Consider the following 19,684-nt stretch of genomic DNA (forward strand, 5'->3'; position numbering starts at 1 on the left):
CATCCATGATTTAGACTTTATTATTCATATGTATAGAAAGAGATAGTTGCTACATGCCCAAAGAGGAGAGAGGGAATATTTTTCCGCTTTTGCCTAGTAGGCAACCTCGTTATACTCCATTTGAATTGCTTCTATCACACCTTTATACGTCTCGTTATCTATTAATCCATGCTCTTCTCCAATGTAGCAAGCATACTCTAATACTTTCAAAAGTGCCTTTTTATACTGACCATCCCCCTGCAAAAAACCACACCGATAACTAGCCGTCACCTCGTGCGCATAGTCTTCTAAGCCTTTCAATAAAATGGGTTGTCTCTTTGATTGTTGTCCTTGATGTAGACGAAAATAACTTAGCGTATCTGCAATATACACCGCTTTTCCTTGGCGTAATAGATGTAACCACATTGCTTTATCCACGTTACATCCGTACTCTCTCCCTTCATATGTTCCAAATGGTACATGTAAATCTCGCTTCCGAAATAAAGCGGTTGTCGGTTCTCCAATAATATTATGATTGTACATTAACAAATAATTTCCGAGTTCAATTCCGTCAACAATCGTATCTTCCTCATAATGCTTCTTGACCGTCGATGTCATTAAACGATGCATCCCACTCCCAAAGAAACATTGTCTATGAGAGGTAACGAGCTTCACCTCTTTATCCTCTAGGAAGAACGCCATCATTCGCTCTATTTTCGTCGGTGCAAACAAGTCATCATCCATTAAATAATTCACACATTCACCAGTTGCTTCTTCCAGCAAAAATTGATTATTCCGAAGCCCCCCAAGCGTCTTCGGTTGCTTCTTATAACGAATGTGCGGATAATACGGTGCATAATACTCACGAATGAGCCTCTCCGTCTCATCATTTGTACTATCATCACTAATAACAATCTCAGTATGTGGGTACGTCTGATCTATTGCCGATTCCAACGCCTCTTGCAATAGTGCCGGACGATTGTACGTCGGGATTAAAATACTAACAAGCGGCAAACCACTCTCCTTCATTTCTGCACCTCTTTTCCACCTATAAAAAGAAAGATACGGATGCAAAAATCCCCGTATCTATTACGCTTCCTTACCACCAGTCGTCACATCCGCTAAGAACGCTTCGTTCCACTCGTAGAATCGCTCTATATTCAATTCAATTAACACAAGATCATCCTTTTTCCCCGTAAAATCAAAACCGATTGTCGGCACAACTTTCAGCGGTACAGCATTAAATTCCAGTATTTCCCCGTACAACGTCTTCATGCCAAGCACTTGAATACCATAATGACAAAGCATTGTCATCGCTTTTTTGTAGTAGTTATTGCCCCGTCCTTCCTTCCCAATCATTCCTCTGCCTAATTCACCAAAGTTACGCCCCATATCTACGTTACAAAGTGCCAATGTTCCAACTCGACGATTATCATTATTCTTCTCTTCAATGACAAACATAATATCTGTTGTACTCTGCTCATAAGATAGAAACCACTTCCGCTGTTGTTCTTCCGTGATAATTGCTTGGTTAATAAAATACTTCCGAATATCATCATGATTACGTAATTGACGAATAAATTCCAAGTCCTCCACTTCAATTTCTCGGAGCCTAATCTCACTATTCTCCACAATGTGTCGAATCATTCTCTCCCCCTTATTTCGCATATGTGATAACTTGCTCACAAATATAAGTAACATCCGCTTTTGTCATTTGTAAATGCATTGGCAACGACATTAATTGCTCACTGCATCGATGCGCGTTCGGACACGTCCCTCTCCCATCACTATACATTCGATATGCTGTATTATCTTGATAATGCACTCCTGGATAAATACCAACTTGGTTGAGCGCTAGCAATAACTCATCTCGATTATTCACAAGAATCATATACAAGTGCCTCGATGATTCACAATTTGATGGAATATCTACAGTATGAATCTTACTAGCTGCTAATCCCTCATCATACCAATTCGCTAGTTGGCGACGATATGCGTTATCACGGTCTAAATACTTTAGCTGTACTAAACCAATGCCTGCCATAATAGAATTACCGTGATACTTAAAACCAACATGCTCCACATCATATTTCCACTTATAGGATCCTTTCGTATCTGTCCGAGAAAATGTATCTTTGTTAATGCCTAACCATGTTAATTTACGGCATAGTTCATCGTCTTCTTTGTCACGGAAACAAACCATACCACCGTCCGCCATTGGCAAGTTCTTCACCGCATGAAATGAATACACAACAACATCTGCTTCTTTTCCAGGTATTTCTCCTTTAAAGCGTGTCCCTGCCATATGCGCTGCATCAAGAATTAGTGCTAAATCATATTTTTGACATAGTGCCACAACTTCTTCATATTTCCCAACGCTACCACCAATTCCGACGTACATAATCGCTTTTGTACGTGGCGTAATTTTTCGTTCAATATCAGCTGGATCAAGACATAAATATTCATCTACATCCGCGAAAACTACTTTCATCTTTTCATACAAAATTGCATGATTCGTCGATATGAATGTGAGTGGCGTCGAAATAATTTCATCCTCATCCGTCCAGTTATATTTCATCTTCAACTGCTTTACCGCTAAATGTAAACCAGCCGTCGCCGAATGAACGAAATGTGCATATGGATGTCCCGTATACGCACTCCATGCTTTCTCAAATTCAATTGTCTTATATCCGATACCAGTCCAACCACTTTCCAAACATTCGCGTATTTCATTCAAACATTCTTCTACTTGAAACGTCGGCATAAACAATTGAATGCTCATCGCAACACCTCTCGTTCTGTCATCTTATTTCTTGCAAAAGACTTTCCATCTCTCCTTTTATTTTCATTAATCGATTTCTCGCTTGAACATCCATCATCGATTTTAGCGCATTCTCAATTTGGGCAACTTTCACATTTACAAGTTCCTCTGTCTTCTCTTTGTTCATGTTGAAATCATTCTTTTTCATGACTTCGCTACTTATCTCTAATTCTTCTATTAACTCATTCCATACGTTATCTTCTTGTGCGGCTACACGCTCCTCGTCGCGGCTATATACAAATGTATGTGGAACATAGAAAGTACTTCCTTTTCTAAGTGCAGTAAGTAACGTCGCCAAATCCCAGCATAGTGAATATACGTGTCCATGAAGCTCTCCGACAGAAAAAATAGCCGATTTACGGAATAGTGCCGCTGTTATTGTCCCTAGAAAGCGGTGAGATTCCGATAGAATAAACATTCCAATTCCTCGTCCTTCCACAACGCTCTCTCTCAAAAATAATTTCTTTCTTCCATGTGTTCCTTCTGCAACGATACCGTGATTACTAAAGTGAGCACTATTGGACATAACAACTTGTATCCCTCTTTGGTTATCCTCTAAGAAATATTTCATCAACCGTTCAATTCTCTGGGGATACAACAAATCACCATTACATACAAAATTCACATATTCTCCTTTTGCCATATTCATTAACACTTGTGCTTGGACAACCTGACTCGTATCTATCTCTTTGCGAACATACGTAATATAGGAAAAATGCGGCTTAAATTGCTTATTTACTAATTCCTCTATATGATTATCCTTACTTGTGTCACAAATAAGGACTTCAATATTGTCATACGTCTGGAGCACAATACTTTTCAATGTTAAATCTGCATAATCTGGATTATCTTTCGTGAACATTAAGAAACTAACAAGTGGTTGTTGCATGCTCCTCTTCACCTCCTACTCTTGCAATGTATGAAGATATTGTTGTAGACATGCTTTATAGAACATCATCTCCTGTACCTGTGCACTTGTTAGCGGGTAATGTACCATAACATGATGAATATGTGACATACATAATGCAATCGACCTCCTCTTCTTTCCTACATCTTTCAAGAAACCTTTCTTCTCCCCGTGGAAAAGAACATGCACCCAATCCGTTGTTGTGCTAACACGTAGACTTTGACGATTCCCTACTTGATTGTCGTGTGATCGAGTAAAACTTAGGGGATCTTTGATATATACCATATCTCCTTGCGCTAATAACGTTAGCCACGATGCAACATCAACAGAGTTATAATATTGTCGTCCCGCAAAAGACCCATATGGTTCGATTAAATCTTTCCGGCGAAATAATACTGTTGTTGGTTCCCCAATCCAATTAAACTCCTCTACAAGTGAATCTCCTGCTTCTAAACCATTGATCACAAGATCGTGTGGATACCGTTGATACAAACCTTCTGGAATAATTTCCCCTTCTCCATCTATAATCGGACGAAAGGAAGTCACTAGCTTATAATTCTCGTCCGTATCATCTAAGTAATATTCCATCATCCATTCGATTTTTTGCGGATGAAATAAGTCATCATCCATTAAATAATTGATGTATTCCCCTTTGGAATACTCATATACCTTTTGAAAATTCAACTCTCCACCGATATTTTGTTCATTTTTGTAATACGTAATAAATGGATAGCAGTGTAAATAAGGCTTAAGTACTTCTTTCGTGTCATTATTCGTGCTGTCATCACCGATAATAATTTCAATGTTTGGGTATGTTTGATGAAGAACACTTTCTAGCGCTAATTGTACATAATGAGGGCGATTGTATGTTGGAATGAGTACACTAACAAGCGGAAGCGGCTTTGCTGTGTTCGTTTTAAATCGGTAGTACTTTTTCATATATGAGGCTTCTTTTTCTTCCATTTCTGCTGCCTGCTGTTTTACAAGATGCGCATAAAAGGCTAGCTCTTGTTTTCCTTTCTCTCCAACGGTCGGCTTAATCATCTGAATATGGTGGATACAAGATTCAATCGCGCCTTTTCGATCAACAGTAGAACGCAAAAAACCTTTTTTATAACTATGGAAAATAAGGTGTATCCAGTCCATAATGGCGCGCAAACGAGTATCCTCTGATTTGCTTAAATTCGATTCATGATAACGACCGTAACTTAATGTATCTGGTATGTAAGCCATATTTCCTTGTGCTAATAATACAAGCCACGATGCTACGTCCACTCCAGAGCGGTATTGTCTACCACAAAATGTCCCAAATGGTTCAATTAAATCTTTCTTTCGAAACAATACCGTTGTCGGTTCACCAATCCAGTTAAACTCAGAAATAATGCTATTTCCTGCAATCCATCCATTCATTATCACTTCTTGTGCAGCACGTGGTTCTGTATATTTACTATCTGATAATTCTCTTCCATATTCATCAATTGCTCTACGATGTGATGTCACAAGCTTGATTGTTCCGAATTTATCCTGTAAGAAATACTCCATCATTCGCTTTATTTTTTCTGGAAGAAACAAATCATCATCCATTAAATAATTGACATATTCCCCCTTCGAGAGGCTGTATACTTTCTGAAAGTTCTTCTCTCCACCGAGGTTATGGTCATTTTTGATATACGTCAGATTGTGACAGCTGTTTACAAATGGTACGAGTGCTTCTTTTGTTGCATCATTCGTACTATCATCTGTAATAATAATTTCGATATTTGGATACGTCTGGCGTAGCACACTCTGTACGGCTAACGTTACGTAATGAGGGCGATTATACGTCGGAATTAATACACTGACAAGAGGAAGAGAATTGTCCTTTTCCACATGCTTCATCCCTTTCATTACCTATCTCCAAACAATGTATATTATTGTCCTACATACTTTAGAACGCCAAAAAAGGAAGTCCATTATGGACTTCCTTACCTATGTATATAAAAGAATGAGATTGATAATATCCTTCGAATCGGTAACTAAGGTATATTATCATGCCCTGTTTACCTCTCATTCTCTATGTCTATCTTACCTAACTTAGCCTCACCGCTCCATCGAATTATCTTACAAAGAAGTGACAATAATGTAAGATAATTCGATGGAGCGAAATCCAGCTTCAATAGTGACAATTTCTATATCATAAAAAAAGAGGTGTCCATAAAGGACAACCTCTTTTTTATAAAACGTGGTACCCAGAGTCAACGTGAATGTTTTCCCCTGTTACCCCACGTGATAAATGACTGAATAAGTATACCGCTGTATCGCCAACTTCTTCTGTCGTTGTTGCACGGCGTAGTGGTGCACGTTCTTCGATTTCACGTAAAATCGAGTTGAAGTCACTTACTCCTTTTGCCGATAACGTACGGATTGGACCGGCTGAAATCGCATTTACACGGATTCCGTCTTTCCCTAAATCGCTCGCTAAATACTTCACACTTGCTTCTAATGATGCTTTCGCCACACCCATTACGTTGTAGTTCTTGATCGCACGCTCGCCACCTAAATACGTTAATGTCACAATGCTTCCGCCTTCTGTCATTAATGTGCGTGCTTCTTTCGCTACTGCTGTTAATGAATATGCGCTAATGTTTTGCGCTAATAGGAAACCTTCACGGTTCGTATTTAAATACTCACCCTTTAATTCCTCTTTGTTCGCAAATGCGATACAGTGCGCAACACCGTGGATTGTCCCCACTGCTTCTTTAATTGCTTTGAAGCAAGATGCAACATCCTCATCACTTGTTACGTCACACGGTAAGACAAGTGATTCTTGTCCTTCTAATGTCGCTGCTAAATCACGAACACTCTTCTCCATACGCTCTGTAGCATATGTGAAGATTAACTTCGCTCCAGCAGAATGCAATGAACGCGCAATCCCCCAAGCAATGCTTCGTTGGTTTGCTACACCCATTACCACATATGTTTTTCCTTCTAGTAAGTTCATGCCCATTTCTTTCCCCACCTTTTTTTGAAGAATATCTCCCGTATACACGGGTAATCGTTTTGGTATCTATATCGTTTTATTATCAGTTATTATTACCTAGTGCTATAAATATATCATATTTTTATGTATTTGCAAATATATTTTACCATTATTAGAGAGGACAAGCATAATTCGATGGTTTACTTTTTTACTCTTTACTAATGAGAAGCTAGTACGAATTTCACTTTCACCAATTCATCTACAACAAAAAAGTCGCCCATCTGCATAGGCAACTTTTCTTCTCAAATTAAATAACTCATAAATGCTGTCGCTAGACCGAAATACACAAGAATACTAATCATATCATTAATTGTTGTAATGAATGGACCTGATGCAACAGCTGGATCAATATTAAAACGGTGCATTAAGAGTGGTACAACCGCTCCTGCTAATGTAGCAATTGCTAATGTTGTCAAAATAGAAATACCAACTAAAATTCCAAGAAATAAATGTCCATGCCAAACGAATACAATTCCCGTTACTAACACGCCACATACTGCTCCTGTAATAAGTCCTGTCCCGGCTTCACGGAATACTAACTTTCGCTTCTGCTCCGTATCCATTTCACCTGTCGCAATGCTTCGTACAACTACAGCTAATGCTTGCGTACCTGTATTTCCCGCCATTCCAGCAATAAGCGGAATGAACACAGCTAATATTGCGACTTGTTCAAGCGTTGCTTCAAATTTTCCAATAAGTGTCGCTGAACACATTCCTAAGAAAAGAAGGATAATAAGCCACGGTAAACGCTTCCTTGCTGCTACAAACGGATTATCGTCCGTTCGTTCCGTTTCTGATACAGCCGCTAACTTCGAGTAGTCTTCCGACGCTTCCTCTTCCATTACATCCATCACATCATCGACTGTAATGATACCTAATAGATGATGCTGATAATCAACAACCGGCAAGGCAAGAAAATCATAGTGACGCATCTTTCGTGCTACGTCTTCTTGATCTTCCTCAACGGATACTGTCACAATACGATCATTCACAATTTCACTAATCATCGTATCGTCGTCTGAAACAATTAAATCACGTAACGATACAACACCAACTAATTGCTTATATCGATTCGTCACATATATGTAATAAATAGTTTCTGCTTCCGGTGCTTCTTTCTTTAGAATATACATCGCTGAACGAACAGTTTGATTCTCATTAATGGCGATAAACTCCGTCGTCATCAAACTACCAGCTGTATGTTCCTCATAATAAAGAAGTTCCTTTATTTCACGGGCAGCTTGTACATCCATAATTGTTAACAAACTTGCAACTTGCTCTTTTCTAAGTTGATTCAAGATATCTACCGCATCATCGGCATACATATCTGCCAACATATCCGCTACGAAAAACGGTGACATTTCATCAACATACATTGGAATATCTTCCTGCTCCAAATGTTGGAATACTTCCGCCATCTCTTGTGGTGATAAATAATTATAAATTTCCAGACGTACTTCTTTTGGCTGCTTTGCAAAGAACTGCATACGATCATACGGGAGGAAGCTCAAAAATTCTTGTCTGAATGTTGATATATCCTCTTGTTCTATCGCTGTTTCAACCACTTTCTCATCAAATAATGGTTGCTCATGTTCTAACATATCATTCATGATATATCCCCCTCTCGTTTTCTCTGTTCTATTTTCCTTCTTTATGATAACATTTTACTTATGTTGTGAAACGATGTTTTCATCGATATAATAGAAATATCACAAAACGTTAATAATGTTGAAAGGAACGTAGGATGGAAAAAGGAAATTCAAAATTAAAAATTGATTATATATTACTGATTATTCTCTTCTTATTAGCTACTGTAAGTATTGTGGCTCTAATAGGTGTAGAACCAAAGTTACCAGTTAAATTACAAAATCAAAACTTCATACAAAAACAAATTATGTGGTACGGTATTGGATGCTTTGTTATCGCCGTCATCATGATTATCGACTTCGACCGTTACACGAAAATATGTTGGTTCCTATACGGCATTGGAATTGTCATGCTACTCGGTCTTGAACTCGGCATCCCTGTTATGGGTAAAGTACAGACAATTAATGGCGCGACAGGTTGGTATACATTACCAGGAGGACTTGGTAACTTCCAGCCGTCTGAGCTAATGAAAGTTATTATGATTCTCGTCTTAGGAACGATGATTTCTCAGCATCATCAATTATATACAGCAAAACGACCAGAGGATGATTTATTTTTATTAGGAAAAATTTTCGCCGCGAGTTTACCACCATTACTATTAATCGCAAAGCAACCTGACTTAGGAAACACAATGGTAATTAGTTTCATCGTTGCAGTGATGATTTTAGTAGCTGGTATACGATGGAAATATATACTAATCCTTGTTGGTAGTGTTGTAACTGCTGGTGCCACTCTTGTTGCAATTTACTTTATTAATAAAGATTTTTTCACAGCACATATCTTACAACAGTACCAACTTAACCGTTTCTATGGCTGGTTATCCCCTGAGGAATATCCAACACAGGGATACCAACTTAAGACTGCTATGATGGCGTCTGGTTCAGGTGGCTTAACAGGAAAAGGACTGGGCACAAGTGAAGTATACTTCCCAGAGGCTCATACCGATTTCATCTTCGCTGTTATCGCTGAGCAGTTTGGATTTATCGGGACAAGCATTGTTATTTGCTTATTCTTCCTGTTCATCTATCGCATGATTCAAATTGCCTTAGAAAGTAACGATCCGTTCGGTAGTTATATATGCGCAGGAGTAATCGCCATGATTACATTCCAAGTATTCCAAAACATCGGCATGGGTATCCAACTACTTCCGATTACGGGAATTACACTTCCTTTCCTTAGCTACGGAGGAAGTTCACTTGCCACCTATATGATGGCAATCGGGTTCGTCTTAAACGTCCGGTCTAGAACACAAACATTTATGTTCAAAGAGAAAGAATAGAGAACGCCACGTGCGTTCTCTTTTTTTCGTATAGATAGGCTTTGTTCGCTTATGATAAAAGAGAAAGGTGGAACGCATAATGAAACTAGATATTATTGGAGATATACACGGGTGCTACGATGAATTCCACGCCTTAACAGTGAAGCTCGGCTATGATTGGTCAGAAGGTGTACCCCTTCACCCATCGCGTATACTTGGCTTCGTTGGTGATTTAACAGACCGAGGACCAAATTCACTTGGCATTGTTGATCTTGTATGGAAACTAGTGATGGTACATAAGCGTGCCTATTATGTACCAGGAAATCATTGTAATAAATTATACCGCTACTTTTTGGGAAGAAAGGTTCAAGTTACACACGGACTAGAAACGACCGTTGCCGAATATGAAGCACTGTCTTCAGCGGGACAAACAGACATCAAAAACAAGATGATTGAACTATACGAGCATGCACCGCTCTATCATCAACTAGACGACAAGAAACTCGTCATCGCCCATGCTGGTATTAATGACGCATTGCTTGGTAAACAAAACAACAAAGTACAAACATTCGTCCTGTACGGGGATATTACAGGTGAAACGCATCCAGACGGTTCTCCGGTTCGCCGTGACTGGGCGCAACAATACAAAGGAAAAGCATGGATTGTGTACGGACATACGCCAGTTCGAGAAGCTCGCTTCATTAATCATACAGTGAACATTGACACTGGCTGTGTATTCGGAGGTAACTTAAGCGCACTCCGTTATCCAGAAATGGACGTCATATCCGTTCCATCTTCCATGCCACTTGTCGAAGAGAAATTCCGTTCATTTAACTAGAAAAGTCATAATAAAAAATCCACGGGCATCCCCCCGTGGATTTTTCTTATCCTTATGTAACAGTACGTGCCATATCCTCTGGTAATTCGGCATGCAACATTAACTGCTCATCTGTGAATGGATGTGTAAACGTCAATTGCTTACTATGCAAAGCTTGTCGTTCTATCACATCTGTCCGACCGCCGTATAAATCGTCACCAAGTAAGGGATGCCCTATATGTGACATATGCACACGGATTTGGTGCGTTCGTCCGGTCTCTAACTGTAATGTCACTACAGAGTAACCTTCACCGATACTATCTATTATATAATGCGTCACTGCCTTCTGGCCGTCCATACGCACCTCACGCTCAATAATACTCGTATCTTTACGACCAATTGGTGCATCAATTGTCCCTGATGCACACTCCACTTTTCCGTGAACAACGGCACCATACATACGAGCGATTTTATGCGTCTTTTGTTGCTTTGCTAACAAATGATGTACGAAGCGATTTTTCGCAATTAACATGAGGCCCGACGTATCCTTATCGAGTCTTGTTACAATGTGCACGGTGCTCATGAGACCGATTGTATCATAATAACCAAGCAAGGCATTCGCAAGTGTACCTGTAGGATGTTCACGCGACGGAATCGTCGGTATACCTGCCTCTTTATTAATAACTAGCACGTAATCATCTTCATATACAATATCGAGTGGAATACATTCAGCAGCCATGTCTTCACTACGAATTTCTGGCGGAAATACAACTTCTACTTCGTCCCCAGCTTGTACAATGTATCGAACCGTAACATGTTCATCATTAACAAGCAGATGACCACCTTTAAATTTAATATCCGTTAGTGCTGCTTTTGAAATATGCTTTTCTCTCAAACACTCACGTAATAGTTTTCCTGCCTCAGCAGGAGAAATAGTCCATGTTAACGTAAATGGCTTCACAACGAAAATCCTTTCTCTTACTCCGTGACAAATGATTCACGCACCCTTTTCCAGAATGGGAGTGGACGGAAACGAGCGAAACGAACTTTCTCATTCGCAACACGGAATTGAATCGACTTCACATCCTCATGGACGATTGTTCGATGATCAACTGTAATTTGAAATTTAACGTCACTAATTGGCTTTAGGACGCATGTATGATGCTTCGGAAAAACGAGTGGAGAACCAATTGTTCGAAACACACGATTATTAATGGATGCCATTTCTGTCATTTGGAACGCATCAATATACGGGTGCAAAATCGCTCCCCCGAGCGCTTTATTATAAGCGGTACTTCCAGAAGGTGTTGACATGCATAACCCGTCTCCACGAAATGTTTCAAAATGTTCCCCACGAATTTCCACGTCAAGGACAAGCGTTCCCTCTGTACTTTTGATTGTACATTCATTAAGTGCCAAGTATTGTGTTTCTTTCCCACCATCTAAATGACGGACTGTTACTTCAAGCAGTGGATACTCCACTACTTGAATTGGTGTTTTTGCAATCGCAATGACTAACTTCTCTACTTCATCAGGTACCCAATCCGCATAGAATCCTAGGTGACCCGTATGTACTCCTACAAAGCTTGTCTCTTTCAAACGATGGTTATAGCGGTGAAACGCATGTAAAAGCGTTCCATCGCCACCAATTGAAATGACAATATCTGGTTCCACTTCATCTAACTGTACATCGAAATCAACTAAATACTGTTCCATCTGTCGCTTAATCGATTCGGAGTACTCATCTCCCTTTGACTGGATAGCAAACTTCATCTTTCCAACACCCTCTGTATATGTTAGTTTTATTCTTTCTCTTTCTTCTCTGAGAAAATTGCTTGCGCTTCCTGAATTTCATGACGAATTAAAGACATCTCTTCATCTAACTGAAAAGCCGCTTCAGCTGCCCGCTGCAATCGTGCATGAATATCTTCTGGATATTGCCCTTTATATTTATAATTTAATGAATGCTCAATTGTTGCCCAGAAATTCATCGCCAATGTACGAATTTGAATTTCGACTAATACTTTCTTTTCACCTTGAATAGTTTGCACAGGATACGCAATGACAACATGATACGAACGATAGCCACTTTCTTTCTTTTGTGTAATATAATCTCGCTCTTCCACGATTTCAAAGTCATTACGCTCACGTAACAGCTCTACTACCATTTTAATATCATCTACAAACTGACACATCATACGAAGCCCTGCAATGTCTTGCATTTCTTCTAATGTTTCTAGTGGTATATTTCTTTTTTCAGCTTTATCCAATACACTTCGGATAGACTTTACCCTACCCGTGACGAATTCTATTGGTGAATGTTGTTTAAGTAGTTCAAACTGTGAGCGCATCCCTTTTAATTTCACTTTTAATTCCCCAACCGCTTGGTGATACGGGGCTAAAAACTCTTCCCAATTTCGATCCATCTTATCACCACCACTTCTTCATTACTCTTCTTATTCTAACACATTTAGCCCATAACACTTCATATTTCTGCTATTATATTGTAGAAAGTCAGCCATTCTATATGTAATAGGACGTAACAATATATCATATCTTTCAACAGGAAGGACGATTTTTGTCATGAAACAAGAAATTGAAATTGAATTCAAAAATTTAGTAACAAAAGAGGAGTTCGAATTGCTAACAGATACATTTTCGCTGCACAATTCCTTCATCTCTCAAACAAATTACTACTTCGATACAGAGGCGCTATCATTAAAAGACCACGGTGCAGCCCTTCGCATTCGAGTGAAAAAAAACACATACACACTCACATTGAAACAACCGCATGACGTTGGGTTATTCGAAACGCATGAAACATTAACAAAAGATGAAGCCATGCGTATTATCGATGAGGGGCTAATTCCAAACAGCACAATTGCGAGTCGCATTGAAGCATTAGGTATTTCTCCATCTTCCCTTACATATTTAGGAGAACTTACAACAAGTCGTGCAGAAACAGAATATGAAGGCGGTGTGCTTGTTCTCGATCATAGCCATTACTTATCATGCAACGATTACGAACTAGAATACGAAGTAACAGACGAAGCAGCAGGATATACTTCATTCATATCGTTATTAGAAACATATTGTATCCCAAAGCGAAAAACAGACAACAAGATTAAACGCTTTTTCTTACAAAAGCAGAAGGAAGCAACACAATAAGCTAACTATTTGCTTCCATATTCTCTGATTGTTACAATAAAAAAGAATAAAAGAAGGTATATATCACTCCTTCTTTTTTATTCTTTTTTGAAGTTAAAAGGCTTAATGAATACACACTATTTTAGTGTAATTAAGGTGAGGTTCATGAACGTAGAAAATACATATGAAACAAATACAATGATGCCCTATGCCAATCATATGCAACCAAAAAAGTGTGTGGAGATTTATGTTTTCTTCGATCCTTTTTGTTCGTGTTGCTGGGGAATTCAACCAATTATAAAAAAATTACGCGTAGAATACGGAGACTATTTTAAATTAACATACGTCCAAACAAACAAAGTTCTTTCGCCACTTTGTAAAAAAAGCATGAAATTAAACCAGTTCACGTATTTAATAGAACGAGCTACACATCCATCTGATCCAAATGGAGACAATAATATATGGATTACCAATCCAATTACGTCTCCGCACATTGCTTCCATTGCGCTAAAGGCAGCTGAATTACAAGGGAAAATAGCTGGAATTAAGTTCTTATATCATTTACAAATGGAACATTTCTTGCACAAGACGAATTTACAAGATATCAATATCCTTATAAACTGTGCCGAACGAGCAAATTTAGATGTCGAAGAATTCAGGTCAGACCTTCAATCAGAAGTCGCCATTCGTGCTTATCAATCCGATTTCAAAATAACGAATGAGCTACAAATATGCGAAGTACCAACAATGGTATTATTTAGCGATAATGCAGAAGAAGATGGTGTGAAGATTTCGGGTCTATATCCTTATGATATATATGCCCAGCTCTTAAAAGACATCATTAAAGAAGATATACAACCACAATCACCACCACCACTAGAAGAATACTTACAACGAAAACCACTATTCTCAACAGCTGAGTTAGCACTTGTCTACTCCATGACCTATGCTGAAGTAGAACATGAAATGAAAAAACTTATGCTTCAACAAAAAGTAAAACGAGAAAAAATAGATCAAGCAACATTTTGGCAGGTTATCGACGGAAGAGTATAAATGATGATGAAAGGGCCCTTCCTTTCATCATCATAAAAAAAGACCCAATCAAATGATTGGGTCTTTTTTGTAACGCCTTTATTGGCATTACAGGGGATGGGAGAAATTTTCACGTTCAAACAAAGGGGTATATGTGTTTGTGAAATACTTCACTCCTGTAATATTACATCATTCGACTAATTTTGACAAGACTTTAGGCATAACTGTTCACAGTTTCGACACAATGATATCGTTTTCATAGGTATTTTGTCATGTTTTATAATAAAAAGTAACTATCACAAGAAAAAGTTACTTCCTCATATGGATGTAATTGACAATACATCACCCTCAATGTAAAATATACATTACATAAGCAATATATATATTACATAGTATAGAAGGTGTAACATGAAAAACAACGTCAAGTTCACACGTATGAAGCAAGGTATTACCCAAGAACAACTAGCCACACAAGTTGGTGCAACACGCCAAACAATTGGACTAATTGAAAAAGGTGCCTACAACCCAAGTCTGCAATTATGTGTTGCAATCGCAAAAGCATTACACAAAACATTAGATGATTTATTTTGGGAGGTTGATGAAGAATGAACTCATGGATTACGAAGTTTTTATCAAATGATGAGTATAAGCAGAAGCAATTACTTGCATTTATTGCGGAAGGGGCTATTATTCAACTTGTAGGTAGTTTTTTGATATTCGCTCTTCACCTTTACTATGGGATTGATATTCTATTTATGTTCGCTATGCCAGTTATCTTTCTCTTCTATGTATTTGGTCGTTATTTATTATCAGGCATTGAATATACTGACCTCTTTACAGAAGAAGACTATAAAAAGAAGAGAAATCGATTCTTTTTTATTGAACTTCCTGGGTACACCATCACCCTCTTTGTCTTACAATTAATCCTTATTCAAGATAGACCCCTTATAGACATTATCGGGGTAACGATCACCTCAAACACCCTTCTCATCGTCGTCAGATTGGTTTCGTTACGCCGTTCTTACAAAAAGAATAGAAATTTATAACATCGGAGTGAATCTATACACTACACTCCGAGTGGATGCTTTCCGCGGGCGAGAGTGAGCCTCCTCGGCTAGCCTGCGGGGTCTCACTTTCCTCGCTATTCCCGCAGGAGTCCCCACTCTCCGTTCCGTAACTTACAGAACGAGAAGCTAACTGAAACGATAAATTTGGAAACACGGTTCGCTTTTATTTTGTTTCCCTATGCAGCGTTCGCTTTTGCAATCGTGGGGAGTATTTCATCAATTCAATACGATCTGGATTGTTTCTTTTATTTTTTGTTGTAATGTAATTACGATCCTCTGTTTCTGTACAAGCTAATGTAATTTTTACTCTCATGTTTTTTCCTCCATTATCCGTTAATAATTTTAATTACTAATTGTAAATACTGGGAGTGGATCATTAAATGTGGTCCAATCCTGTTGCATTTCTTCATCTGTTAATAAACACTTATCTATCGAATACTCAATTTCATCACGATTCATATCAATACCAATCATTACGAGCTCCGTTATCCTATCACCATGCTCCTCATCCCATTTCTCCAACAATTCAGGCTCATCCTTAATAATTAGCTTTCTTTCTTGTTCAGAATAGGATGCAATCCATTCTCCGGCACCTTGGATTGTAATAGAAGGACCTGCTTGTGACAATAATCCTGTCATGTTATTCCGAGTTGCCAACCAAAAGAACCCTTTTGCACGAATAACATCAACTGGCCACTCCTCTAACCATTTCATCCATCTTTCAGGATGGAACGGTCTTCTTCTTCGATAAACGAAAGAAGAAATTCCATACTCTTCCGTTTCCGGAGTATGCTCCTCAGTCAATTCCTTTATCCAACCTGCACCTTGACTTGCTTTGTCAAAATCAAATAAATCCGTATTTAAAACATCCGTTAATGGTACTTGAGAATGAACAGTTTCTACAATCTTTGCTTCAGGATTTAATTTTAGAAGAACCGCTTTTAATTCTTTAACATCCTCATTTTCTACTAAGTCAATTTTGTTTAATACTAAAACATTGGCAAATTCGATTTGATCAATCAATAAATCAACAACTTCACGGGTATCCAATTCATCATTTGCTTGTTTTCGTTCTAGTAACGTTTCTCCCGATGCAAAATCATGCCAAAAGCGATTTGCATCGACAACTGTTACCATCGTATCCAACTTACAAAACTCCGTTAAATTTATCTTTAAGTTTTCATCCATATAAGAAAACGTCTGTGCAACTGGTACAGGCTCAGAAATGCCAGTCGACTCTATTACGATATAATCAATATCTCCTTCCTTAACAAGCTGCTCTACTTCAATCATTAAATCTTCTCTTAATGTACAGCATATACATCCATTTTGAAGTTCTACTAACTTTTCATCTGTTCGTGAAAAACCACCTTGCTTTATCATGGAAGCATCCATATTTACTTCACTCATATCATTTACAATGACAGCTATCTTTTTATTTTCTTTGTTTTTCAATATGTAGTTTAACAATGTTGTTTTACCCGAACCTAAATAACCACTTAGCACAGTAACTGGTATCTTATTAACCATTTCCTTTCCTCCTGTGAAACCCCTACAAATAATAATCATTACGATTTACTGACGAAAAAAACACCACTTCTCAAATCGTATTCATTACGATTTAATATTAACACTATTTTTTATTAAGTCAAGTAGCTTTTATCGTATAGCACATATGTTTATATACTCCCCCCTTCTACAAAGCCTGATGTAACAAAGAATCTAGCTCTGTAAAAATGTGTCTGATCAGCCCGTTATTAATAATAAACAAAATTGTAATATCTTGACACTCGATATATTGCGTTTTATAGTATGAGTAACAATATATCGAGTGTCAAGGTATCGAAAAGGAGTGAAAACAAATGAATCCTTTATCCGAATCAACGTATTTAGTCTTATTGGCGCTCTATCATGAGCCATTACATGGATACGGAATTATTAAAAGCATTGAAGATGTTAGTGGTAGTACATTCATTATCGCTCCAGGAACACTATACGGTGTCCTCAACAATTTACAGAAACAAAAATTAATTGAAACAGTAAAAGAAGAAACATTTAGCCGAAAAAAGAAAACATACTGCATTACAGCCAAAGGAAAAGACATCTTGCAAGCAGAATTCAAACGATTCCAAAGCATGGTCCAGTTCACGGAGAAAATTATGGGAAAATAGAGGTAAAAACATGTCTAATATTGCTTATTCACAGAAAATTTATAAAACATTCGATAACTTCATAGAAGAAGAACAATGGCTCCAGCAGATGTTAGAGGAAGGTTGGATACTAATCAGTTTCAACAACGATGATCCAGACGAAGAAAACTACGAATATATATTTGAGCCTATTCCAGATGAAAAACAAAAAGATGGGACATATCAAATCGATTATCGTTCCTTCTCTAGCCAAGAGGATTTCGAGGAGTATAATAGCTTGTTTGAAGAGACTGGTTGGACAGTAATCGGATTTGATAGACGAGAAGCGAAACGTATTTTTTATACCGCTCTTCCACATGCGAAACGAACAATTTTTTCAGATACAGAATCGTATATTGAACGTGAAAAACGAAAGATGTCTAAATCGCTTCAACATATAATGGTTAGTACAACATTATCCATTATTTTATTTATCCTTTATGCAAATTACCGAAGTCCGATGGTCGGCGGTCTATGCTTTCTCATGTTTGGATCAGCAGTCCCATCCATGGCGTCTTACTATAAACACCGAAAAGCTTATCAATTACTTGTAGCGAAGCAAAATTAATTTCATGGCGAAAAAAAGGGGATTAAACTATGTTTAAAAAGCGTGCCGTAAAAAGAGAAACGAAAAAATTTGATAACTTTACAAAAGAAGAACAATGGCTTCAACAGCTATTACAAGACGGATGGATTCTTACAAACTACGATTCCGATGATACAGAAGAAAACTGCGACTATGTATTTGAACCTATTAAGCATGAAGAACAAAAAGAAGGCACGTACAAAATTGATTATCGCTCCTTCTCTAATGAAGATGACTTTGAAGAATACATTAGCCTTTTCGAAGAGACTAAATGGACAGTAATTAAAAAGAAATTGAACGAGCCAAGAAGAATTTTTTATACAGAAATCCAAAATAAAAATTCAGATATTTTTTCAGATTCAGAATCGTATATCGAGCGTGAAAAAGAAAGAATGTCTAACTCTCTTCAAAATATAATAATTGGAACATCTATGTTTATTATTTTATTTATCCTTTACTTAAATTATCGAATTACTTCGTTTGGTGGGGTTAGTTTTATAACGTTATTTTCCACAATACCATCGATGATTTCTTACTACAAACACCGTAAAGCATATAAATCACTTGTCGCACAACAAAACTAAATTGCTTATATAAAAAAGAAAGGAACTACACATATGTACTATCCACCTGCTGAAAAGAAGATTAACAAAAAATTCAATAGTTTTACAGAAGAAGAACAATGGCTTCAACATATGTTAAACGAAGGATGGGTACTTAAGGGATATCATCCAGAAAAACTACAGCCATGTACCTACTATTTCGATTCAATTCAATATGAAGAACAAAAGAATCGTACATACAAAATTGATTACCGTGTATTTCGGAAAGAAGATGATTTCCTTGAATACAAAAGTATTTTTGAGGATACAGGTTGGACACTTCTATCGATAGATAAACTATATGCAAAACACATTTTTTACACGAATCAGCCAGATGCAAATTGTACGATTTTTTCAGATGTTGAATCGTACAAGGGACGCGAAAAGCGCAAAATGGCGAGTGCACGTAACATGGTACTAGTAAGTGCTTCCTTTTTTATTGTATCCCTTTTTACAGACATTCTATATGACTGGGATCTTTACACCGCGTCAATATTAAATGTACTTTTATTTGGTTTTCCATCCGCTATCATTTACTATAAACATCGAAAAATATATCGATCACTCATGACTAAATAATATCAACAAAAATCCGACAATCACGAAGAGGAGG

22 protein-coding genes are annotated in these 19,684 nt (G+C 37.8%); 10 read left to right on the forward strand and 12 right to left on the reverse strand.

The genetic code is table 11. The annotated features are described in order from the left end of the window. Positions 1-93 precede the first annotated feature (93 nt). The 7 genes from IEV41_RS10920 to mgtE form a co-directional block, all read right to left on the reverse strand. Entirely contained in the window at positions 94-1,008 is a 915-nt protein-coding gene (locus IEV41_RS10920; protein ID WP_188388410.1) for a glycosyltransferase family 2 protein, read from the reverse strand. Between the two features lie 60 nt (positions 1,009-1,068). Further along, positions 1,069-1,626, reverse strand: a complete 558-nt coding sequence (locus IEV41_RS10925) for a GNAT family N-acetyltransferase (protein ID WP_188388411.1) — start codon at positions 1,624-1,626, stop codon at positions 1,069-1,071. Positions 1,627-1,636: 10 nt separating this feature from the next. After that, positions 1,637-2,761: a DegT/DnrJ/EryC1/StrS family aminotransferase gene (locus IEV41_RS10930; protein ID WP_188388412.1), complete on the reverse strand. Its 1,125-nt coding sequence runs from the start codon at positions 2,759-2,761 to the stop codon at positions 1,637-1,639. A gap of 19 nt (positions 2,762-2,780) precedes the next feature. Continuing rightward, on the reverse strand, positions 2,781-3,689 hold the full coding sequence (locus tag IEV41_RS10935; protein WP_188388413.1) for a glycosyltransferase family 2 protein: 909 nt from the start codon (positions 3,687-3,689) through the stop codon (positions 2,781-2,783). Positions 3,690-3,704: 15 nt separating this feature from the next. After that, positions 3,705-5,594, reverse strand: coding sequence for a glycosyltransferase family 2 protein (locus tag IEV41_RS10940; protein ID WP_188388414.1), 1,890 nt, complete (start codon positions 5,592-5,594; stop codon positions 3,705-3,707). 325 nt (positions 5,595-5,919) lie between these two features. Then, on the reverse strand, positions 5,920-6,687 hold the full coding sequence (gene fabI / locus IEV41_RS10945) for an enoyl-ACP reductase FabI (protein WP_188388762.1): 768 nt from the start codon (positions 6,685-6,687) through the stop codon (positions 5,920-5,922). A 281-nt stretch (positions 6,688-6,968) separates the two neighbouring features. Then, a complete protein-coding gene (gene mgtE / locus IEV41_RS10950; protein WP_188388415.1) occupies positions 6,969-8,336 on the reverse strand; it encodes a magnesium transporter in 1,368 nt (455 codons plus the stop codon). Between the two features lie 134 nt (positions 8,337-8,470). On the opposite strand from mgtE, the gene IEV41_RS10955 reads away from it, so the two are divergent. Further along, positions 8,471-9,652 carry an FtsW/RodA/SpoVE family cell cycle protein gene (locus IEV41_RS10955; protein WP_188388416.1) on the forward strand — a complete coding sequence of 394 codons (1,182 nt, stop codon included), beginning with the start codon at positions 8,471-8,473 and terminating at the stop codon, positions 9,650-9,652. A 79-nt stretch (positions 9,653-9,731) separates the two neighbouring features. Beyond that, entirely contained in the window at positions 9,732-10,469 is a 738-nt protein-coding gene (gene prpE, locus IEV41_RS10960) for a bis(5'-nucleosyl)-tetraphosphatase PrpE (protein ID WP_188388417.1), read from the forward strand. Between the two features lie 52 nt (positions 10,470-10,521). Here prpE and IEV41_RS10965 read toward each other — a convergent pair whose 3' ends face one another. From IEV41_RS10965 to yjbM, 3 genes are read right to left on the reverse strand one after another with little or no spacing between them, the layout of a single operon-like run. Further along, complete coding sequence (locus IEV41_RS10965) at positions 10,522-11,409, reverse strand: RluA family pseudouridine synthase (protein WP_188388418.1); 888 nt, start codon at positions 11,407-11,409, stop codon at positions 10,522-10,524. 17 nt (positions 11,410-11,426) lie between these two features. Continuing rightward, positions 11,427-12,221: an NAD kinase gene (locus IEV41_RS10970; protein ID WP_188388419.1), complete on the reverse strand. Its 795-nt coding sequence runs from the start codon at positions 12,219-12,221 to the stop codon at positions 11,427-11,429. Positions 12,222-12,250: 29 nt separating this feature from the next. After that, positions 12,251-12,874, reverse strand: a complete 624-nt coding sequence (gene yjbM / locus IEV41_RS10975; RefSeq protein ID WP_188388420.1) for a GTP diphosphokinase — start codon at positions 12,872-12,874, stop codon at positions 12,251-12,253. Positions 12,875-13,031: 157 nt separating this feature from the next. Between yjbM and IEV41_RS10980 the strand changes: the two genes are divergently transcribed. From IEV41_RS10980 to IEV41_RS10995, 4 genes are all read left to right on the forward strand, one after another. Then, entirely contained in the window at positions 13,032-13,616 is a 585-nt protein-coding gene (locus tag IEV41_RS10980; protein WP_188388421.1) for a CYTH domain-containing protein, read from the forward strand. Positions 13,617-13,760: 144 nt separating this feature from the next. Then, entirely contained in the window at positions 13,761-14,648 is an 888-nt protein-coding gene (locus tag IEV41_RS10985; protein ID WP_188388422.1) for a DsbA family protein, read from the forward strand. Positions 14,649-15,035: 387 nt separating this feature from the next. Next, positions 15,036-15,236, forward strand: a complete 201-nt coding sequence (locus IEV41_RS10990; RefSeq protein ID WP_188388423.1) for a helix-turn-helix transcriptional regulator — start codon at positions 15,036-15,038, stop codon at positions 15,234-15,236. Further along, on the forward strand, positions 15,233-15,673 hold the full coding sequence (locus IEV41_RS10995) for a hypothetical protein (RefSeq protein ID WP_188388424.1): 441 nt from the start codon (positions 15,233-15,235) through the stop codon (positions 15,671-15,673). Before IEV41_RS10990 ends, IEV41_RS10995 begins: the two co-directional genes overlap by 4 nt. Before the next feature lie 184 nt (positions 15,674-15,857). On the opposite strand, the gene rpmG is transcribed toward IEV41_RS10995, so the two are convergent. Both rpmG and IEV41_RS11005 read right to left on the reverse strand, forming a co-directional pair. After that, positions 15,858-16,007: a 50S ribosomal protein L33 gene (rpmG, locus tag IEV41_RS11000; protein ID WP_188388425.1), complete on the reverse strand. Its 150-nt coding sequence runs from the start codon at positions 16,005-16,007 to the stop codon at positions 15,858-15,860. Positions 16,008-16,036: 29 nt separating this feature from the next. Beyond that, the gene (locus tag IEV41_RS11005; protein WP_188388426.1) at positions 16,037-17,224 is read right to left on the reverse strand and encodes a GTP-binding protein; all 1,188 of its coding nucleotides are present in this window, start codon (positions 17,222-17,224) and stop codon (positions 16,037-16,039) included. A gap of 332 nt (positions 17,225-17,556) precedes the next feature. On the opposite strand from IEV41_RS11005, the gene IEV41_RS11010 reads away from it, so the two are divergent. From IEV41_RS11010 to IEV41_RS11025, 4 genes are read left to right on the forward strand one after another with little or no spacing between them, the layout of a single operon-like run. After that, on the forward strand, positions 17,557-17,865 hold the full coding sequence (locus IEV41_RS11010) for a PadR family transcriptional regulator (RefSeq protein WP_188388427.1): 309 nt from the start codon (positions 17,557-17,559) through the stop codon (positions 17,863-17,865). Positions 17,866-17,875: 10 nt separating this feature from the next. Beyond that, positions 17,876-18,451 (forward strand): DUF2812 domain-containing protein, encoded by a 576-nt coding sequence (locus IEV41_RS11015; protein WP_188388428.1) that lies wholly within the window; start codon positions 17,876-17,878, stop codon positions 18,449-18,451. Positions 18,452-18,480: 29 nt separating this feature from the next. Next, positions 18,481-19,053, forward strand: coding sequence for a DUF2812 domain-containing protein (locus tag IEV41_RS11020; protein ID WP_188388429.1), 573 nt, complete (start codon positions 18,481-18,483; stop codon positions 19,051-19,053). Positions 19,054-19,086: 33 nt separating this feature from the next. Then, complete coding sequence (locus tag IEV41_RS11025; protein WP_188388430.1) at positions 19,087-19,650, forward strand: DUF2812 domain-containing protein; 564 nt, start codon at positions 19,087-19,089, stop codon at positions 19,648-19,650. Positions 19,651-19,684: the final 34 nt, after the last annotated feature.

It is taken from the genome of Priestia taiwanensis (genome assembly GCF_014638355.1).
GTDB lineage: Bacteria > Bacillota > Bacilli > Bacillales > Bacillaceae_G > Priestia_D > Priestia_D taiwanensis.

Bases quoted from the DNA above. Each gene is read 5' to 3' on its own strand.
- IEV41_RS10920 (WP_188388410.1), bottom strand. From the start codon at position 1,008: ATGAAGGAGAGTGGTTTGCCGCTTGTTAGTATTTTAATCCCGACGTAC.
- IEV41_RS10925 (WP_188388411.1), bottom strand. From the start codon at position 1,626: ATGATTCGACACATTGTGGAGAATAGTGAGATTAGGCTCCGAGAAATT.
- IEV41_RS10930 (WP_188388412.1), bottom strand. From the start codon at position 2,761: ATGAGCATTCAATTGTTTATGCCGACGTTTCAAGTAGAAGAATGTTTG.
- IEV41_RS10935 (WP_188388413.1), bottom strand. From the start codon at position 3,689: ATGCAACAACCACTTGTTAGTTTCTTAATGTTCACGAAAGATAATCCA.
- IEV41_RS10940 (WP_188388414.1), bottom strand. From the start codon at position 5,594: ATGAAAGGGATGAAGCATGTGGAAAAGGACAATTCTCTTCCTCTTGTC.
- fabI (WP_188388762.1), bottom strand. From the start codon at position 6,687: ATGAACTTACTAGAAGGAAAAACATATGTGGTAATGGGTGTAGCAAAC.
- mgtE (WP_188388415.1), bottom strand. From the start codon at position 8,336: ATGAATGATATGTTAGAACATGAGCAACCATTATTTGATGAGAAAGTG.
- IEV41_RS10955 (WP_188388416.1), top strand. From the start codon at position 8,471: ATGGAAAAAGGAAATTCAAAATTAAAAATTGATTATATATTACTGATT.
- prpE (WP_188388417.1), top strand. From the start codon at position 9,732: ATGAAACTAGATATTATTGGAGATATACACGGGTGCTACGATGAATTC.
- IEV41_RS10970 (WP_188388419.1), bottom strand. From the start codon at position 12,221: ATGAAGTTTGCTATCCAGTCAAAGGGAGATGAGTACTCCGAATCGATT.
- yjbM (WP_188388420.1), bottom strand. From the start codon at position 12,874: ATGGATCGAAATTGGGAAGAGTTTTTAGCCCCGTATCACCAAGCGGTT.
- IEV41_RS10980 (WP_188388421.1), top strand. From the start codon at position 13,032: ATGAAACAAGAAATTGAAATTGAATTCAAAAATTTAGTAACAAAAGAG.
- IEV41_RS10985 (WP_188388422.1), top strand. From the start codon at position 13,761: ATGAACGTAGAAAATACATATGAAACAAATACAATGATGCCCTATGCC.
- IEV41_RS10990 (WP_188388423.1), top strand. From the start codon at position 15,036: ATGAAAAACAACGTCAAGTTCACACGTATGAAGCAAGGTATTACCCAA.
- IEV41_RS10995 (WP_188388424.1), top strand. From the start codon at position 15,233: ATGAACTCATGGATTACGAAGTTTTTATCAAATGATGAGTATAAGCAG.
- rpmG (WP_188388425.1), bottom strand. From the start codon at position 16,007: ATGAGAGTAAAAATTACATTAGCTTGTACAGAAACAGAGGATCGTAAT.
- IEV41_RS11005 (WP_188388426.1), bottom strand. From the start codon at position 17,224: ATGGTTAATAAGATACCAGTTACTGTGCTAAGTGGTTATTTAGGTTCG.
- IEV41_RS11010 (WP_188388427.1), top strand. From the start codon at position 17,557: ATGAATCCTTTATCCGAATCAACGTATTTAGTCTTATTGGCGCTCTAT.
- IEV41_RS11015 (WP_188388428.1), top strand. From the start codon at position 17,876: ATGTCTAATATTGCTTATTCACAGAAAATTTATAAAACATTCGATAAC.
- IEV41_RS11020 (WP_188388429.1), top strand. From the start codon at position 18,481: ATGTTTAAAAAGCGTGCCGTAAAAAGAGAAACGAAAAAATTTGATAAC.
- IEV41_RS11025 (WP_188388430.1), top strand. From the start codon at position 19,087: ATGTACTATCCACCTGCTGAAAAGAAGATTAACAAAAAATTCAATAGT.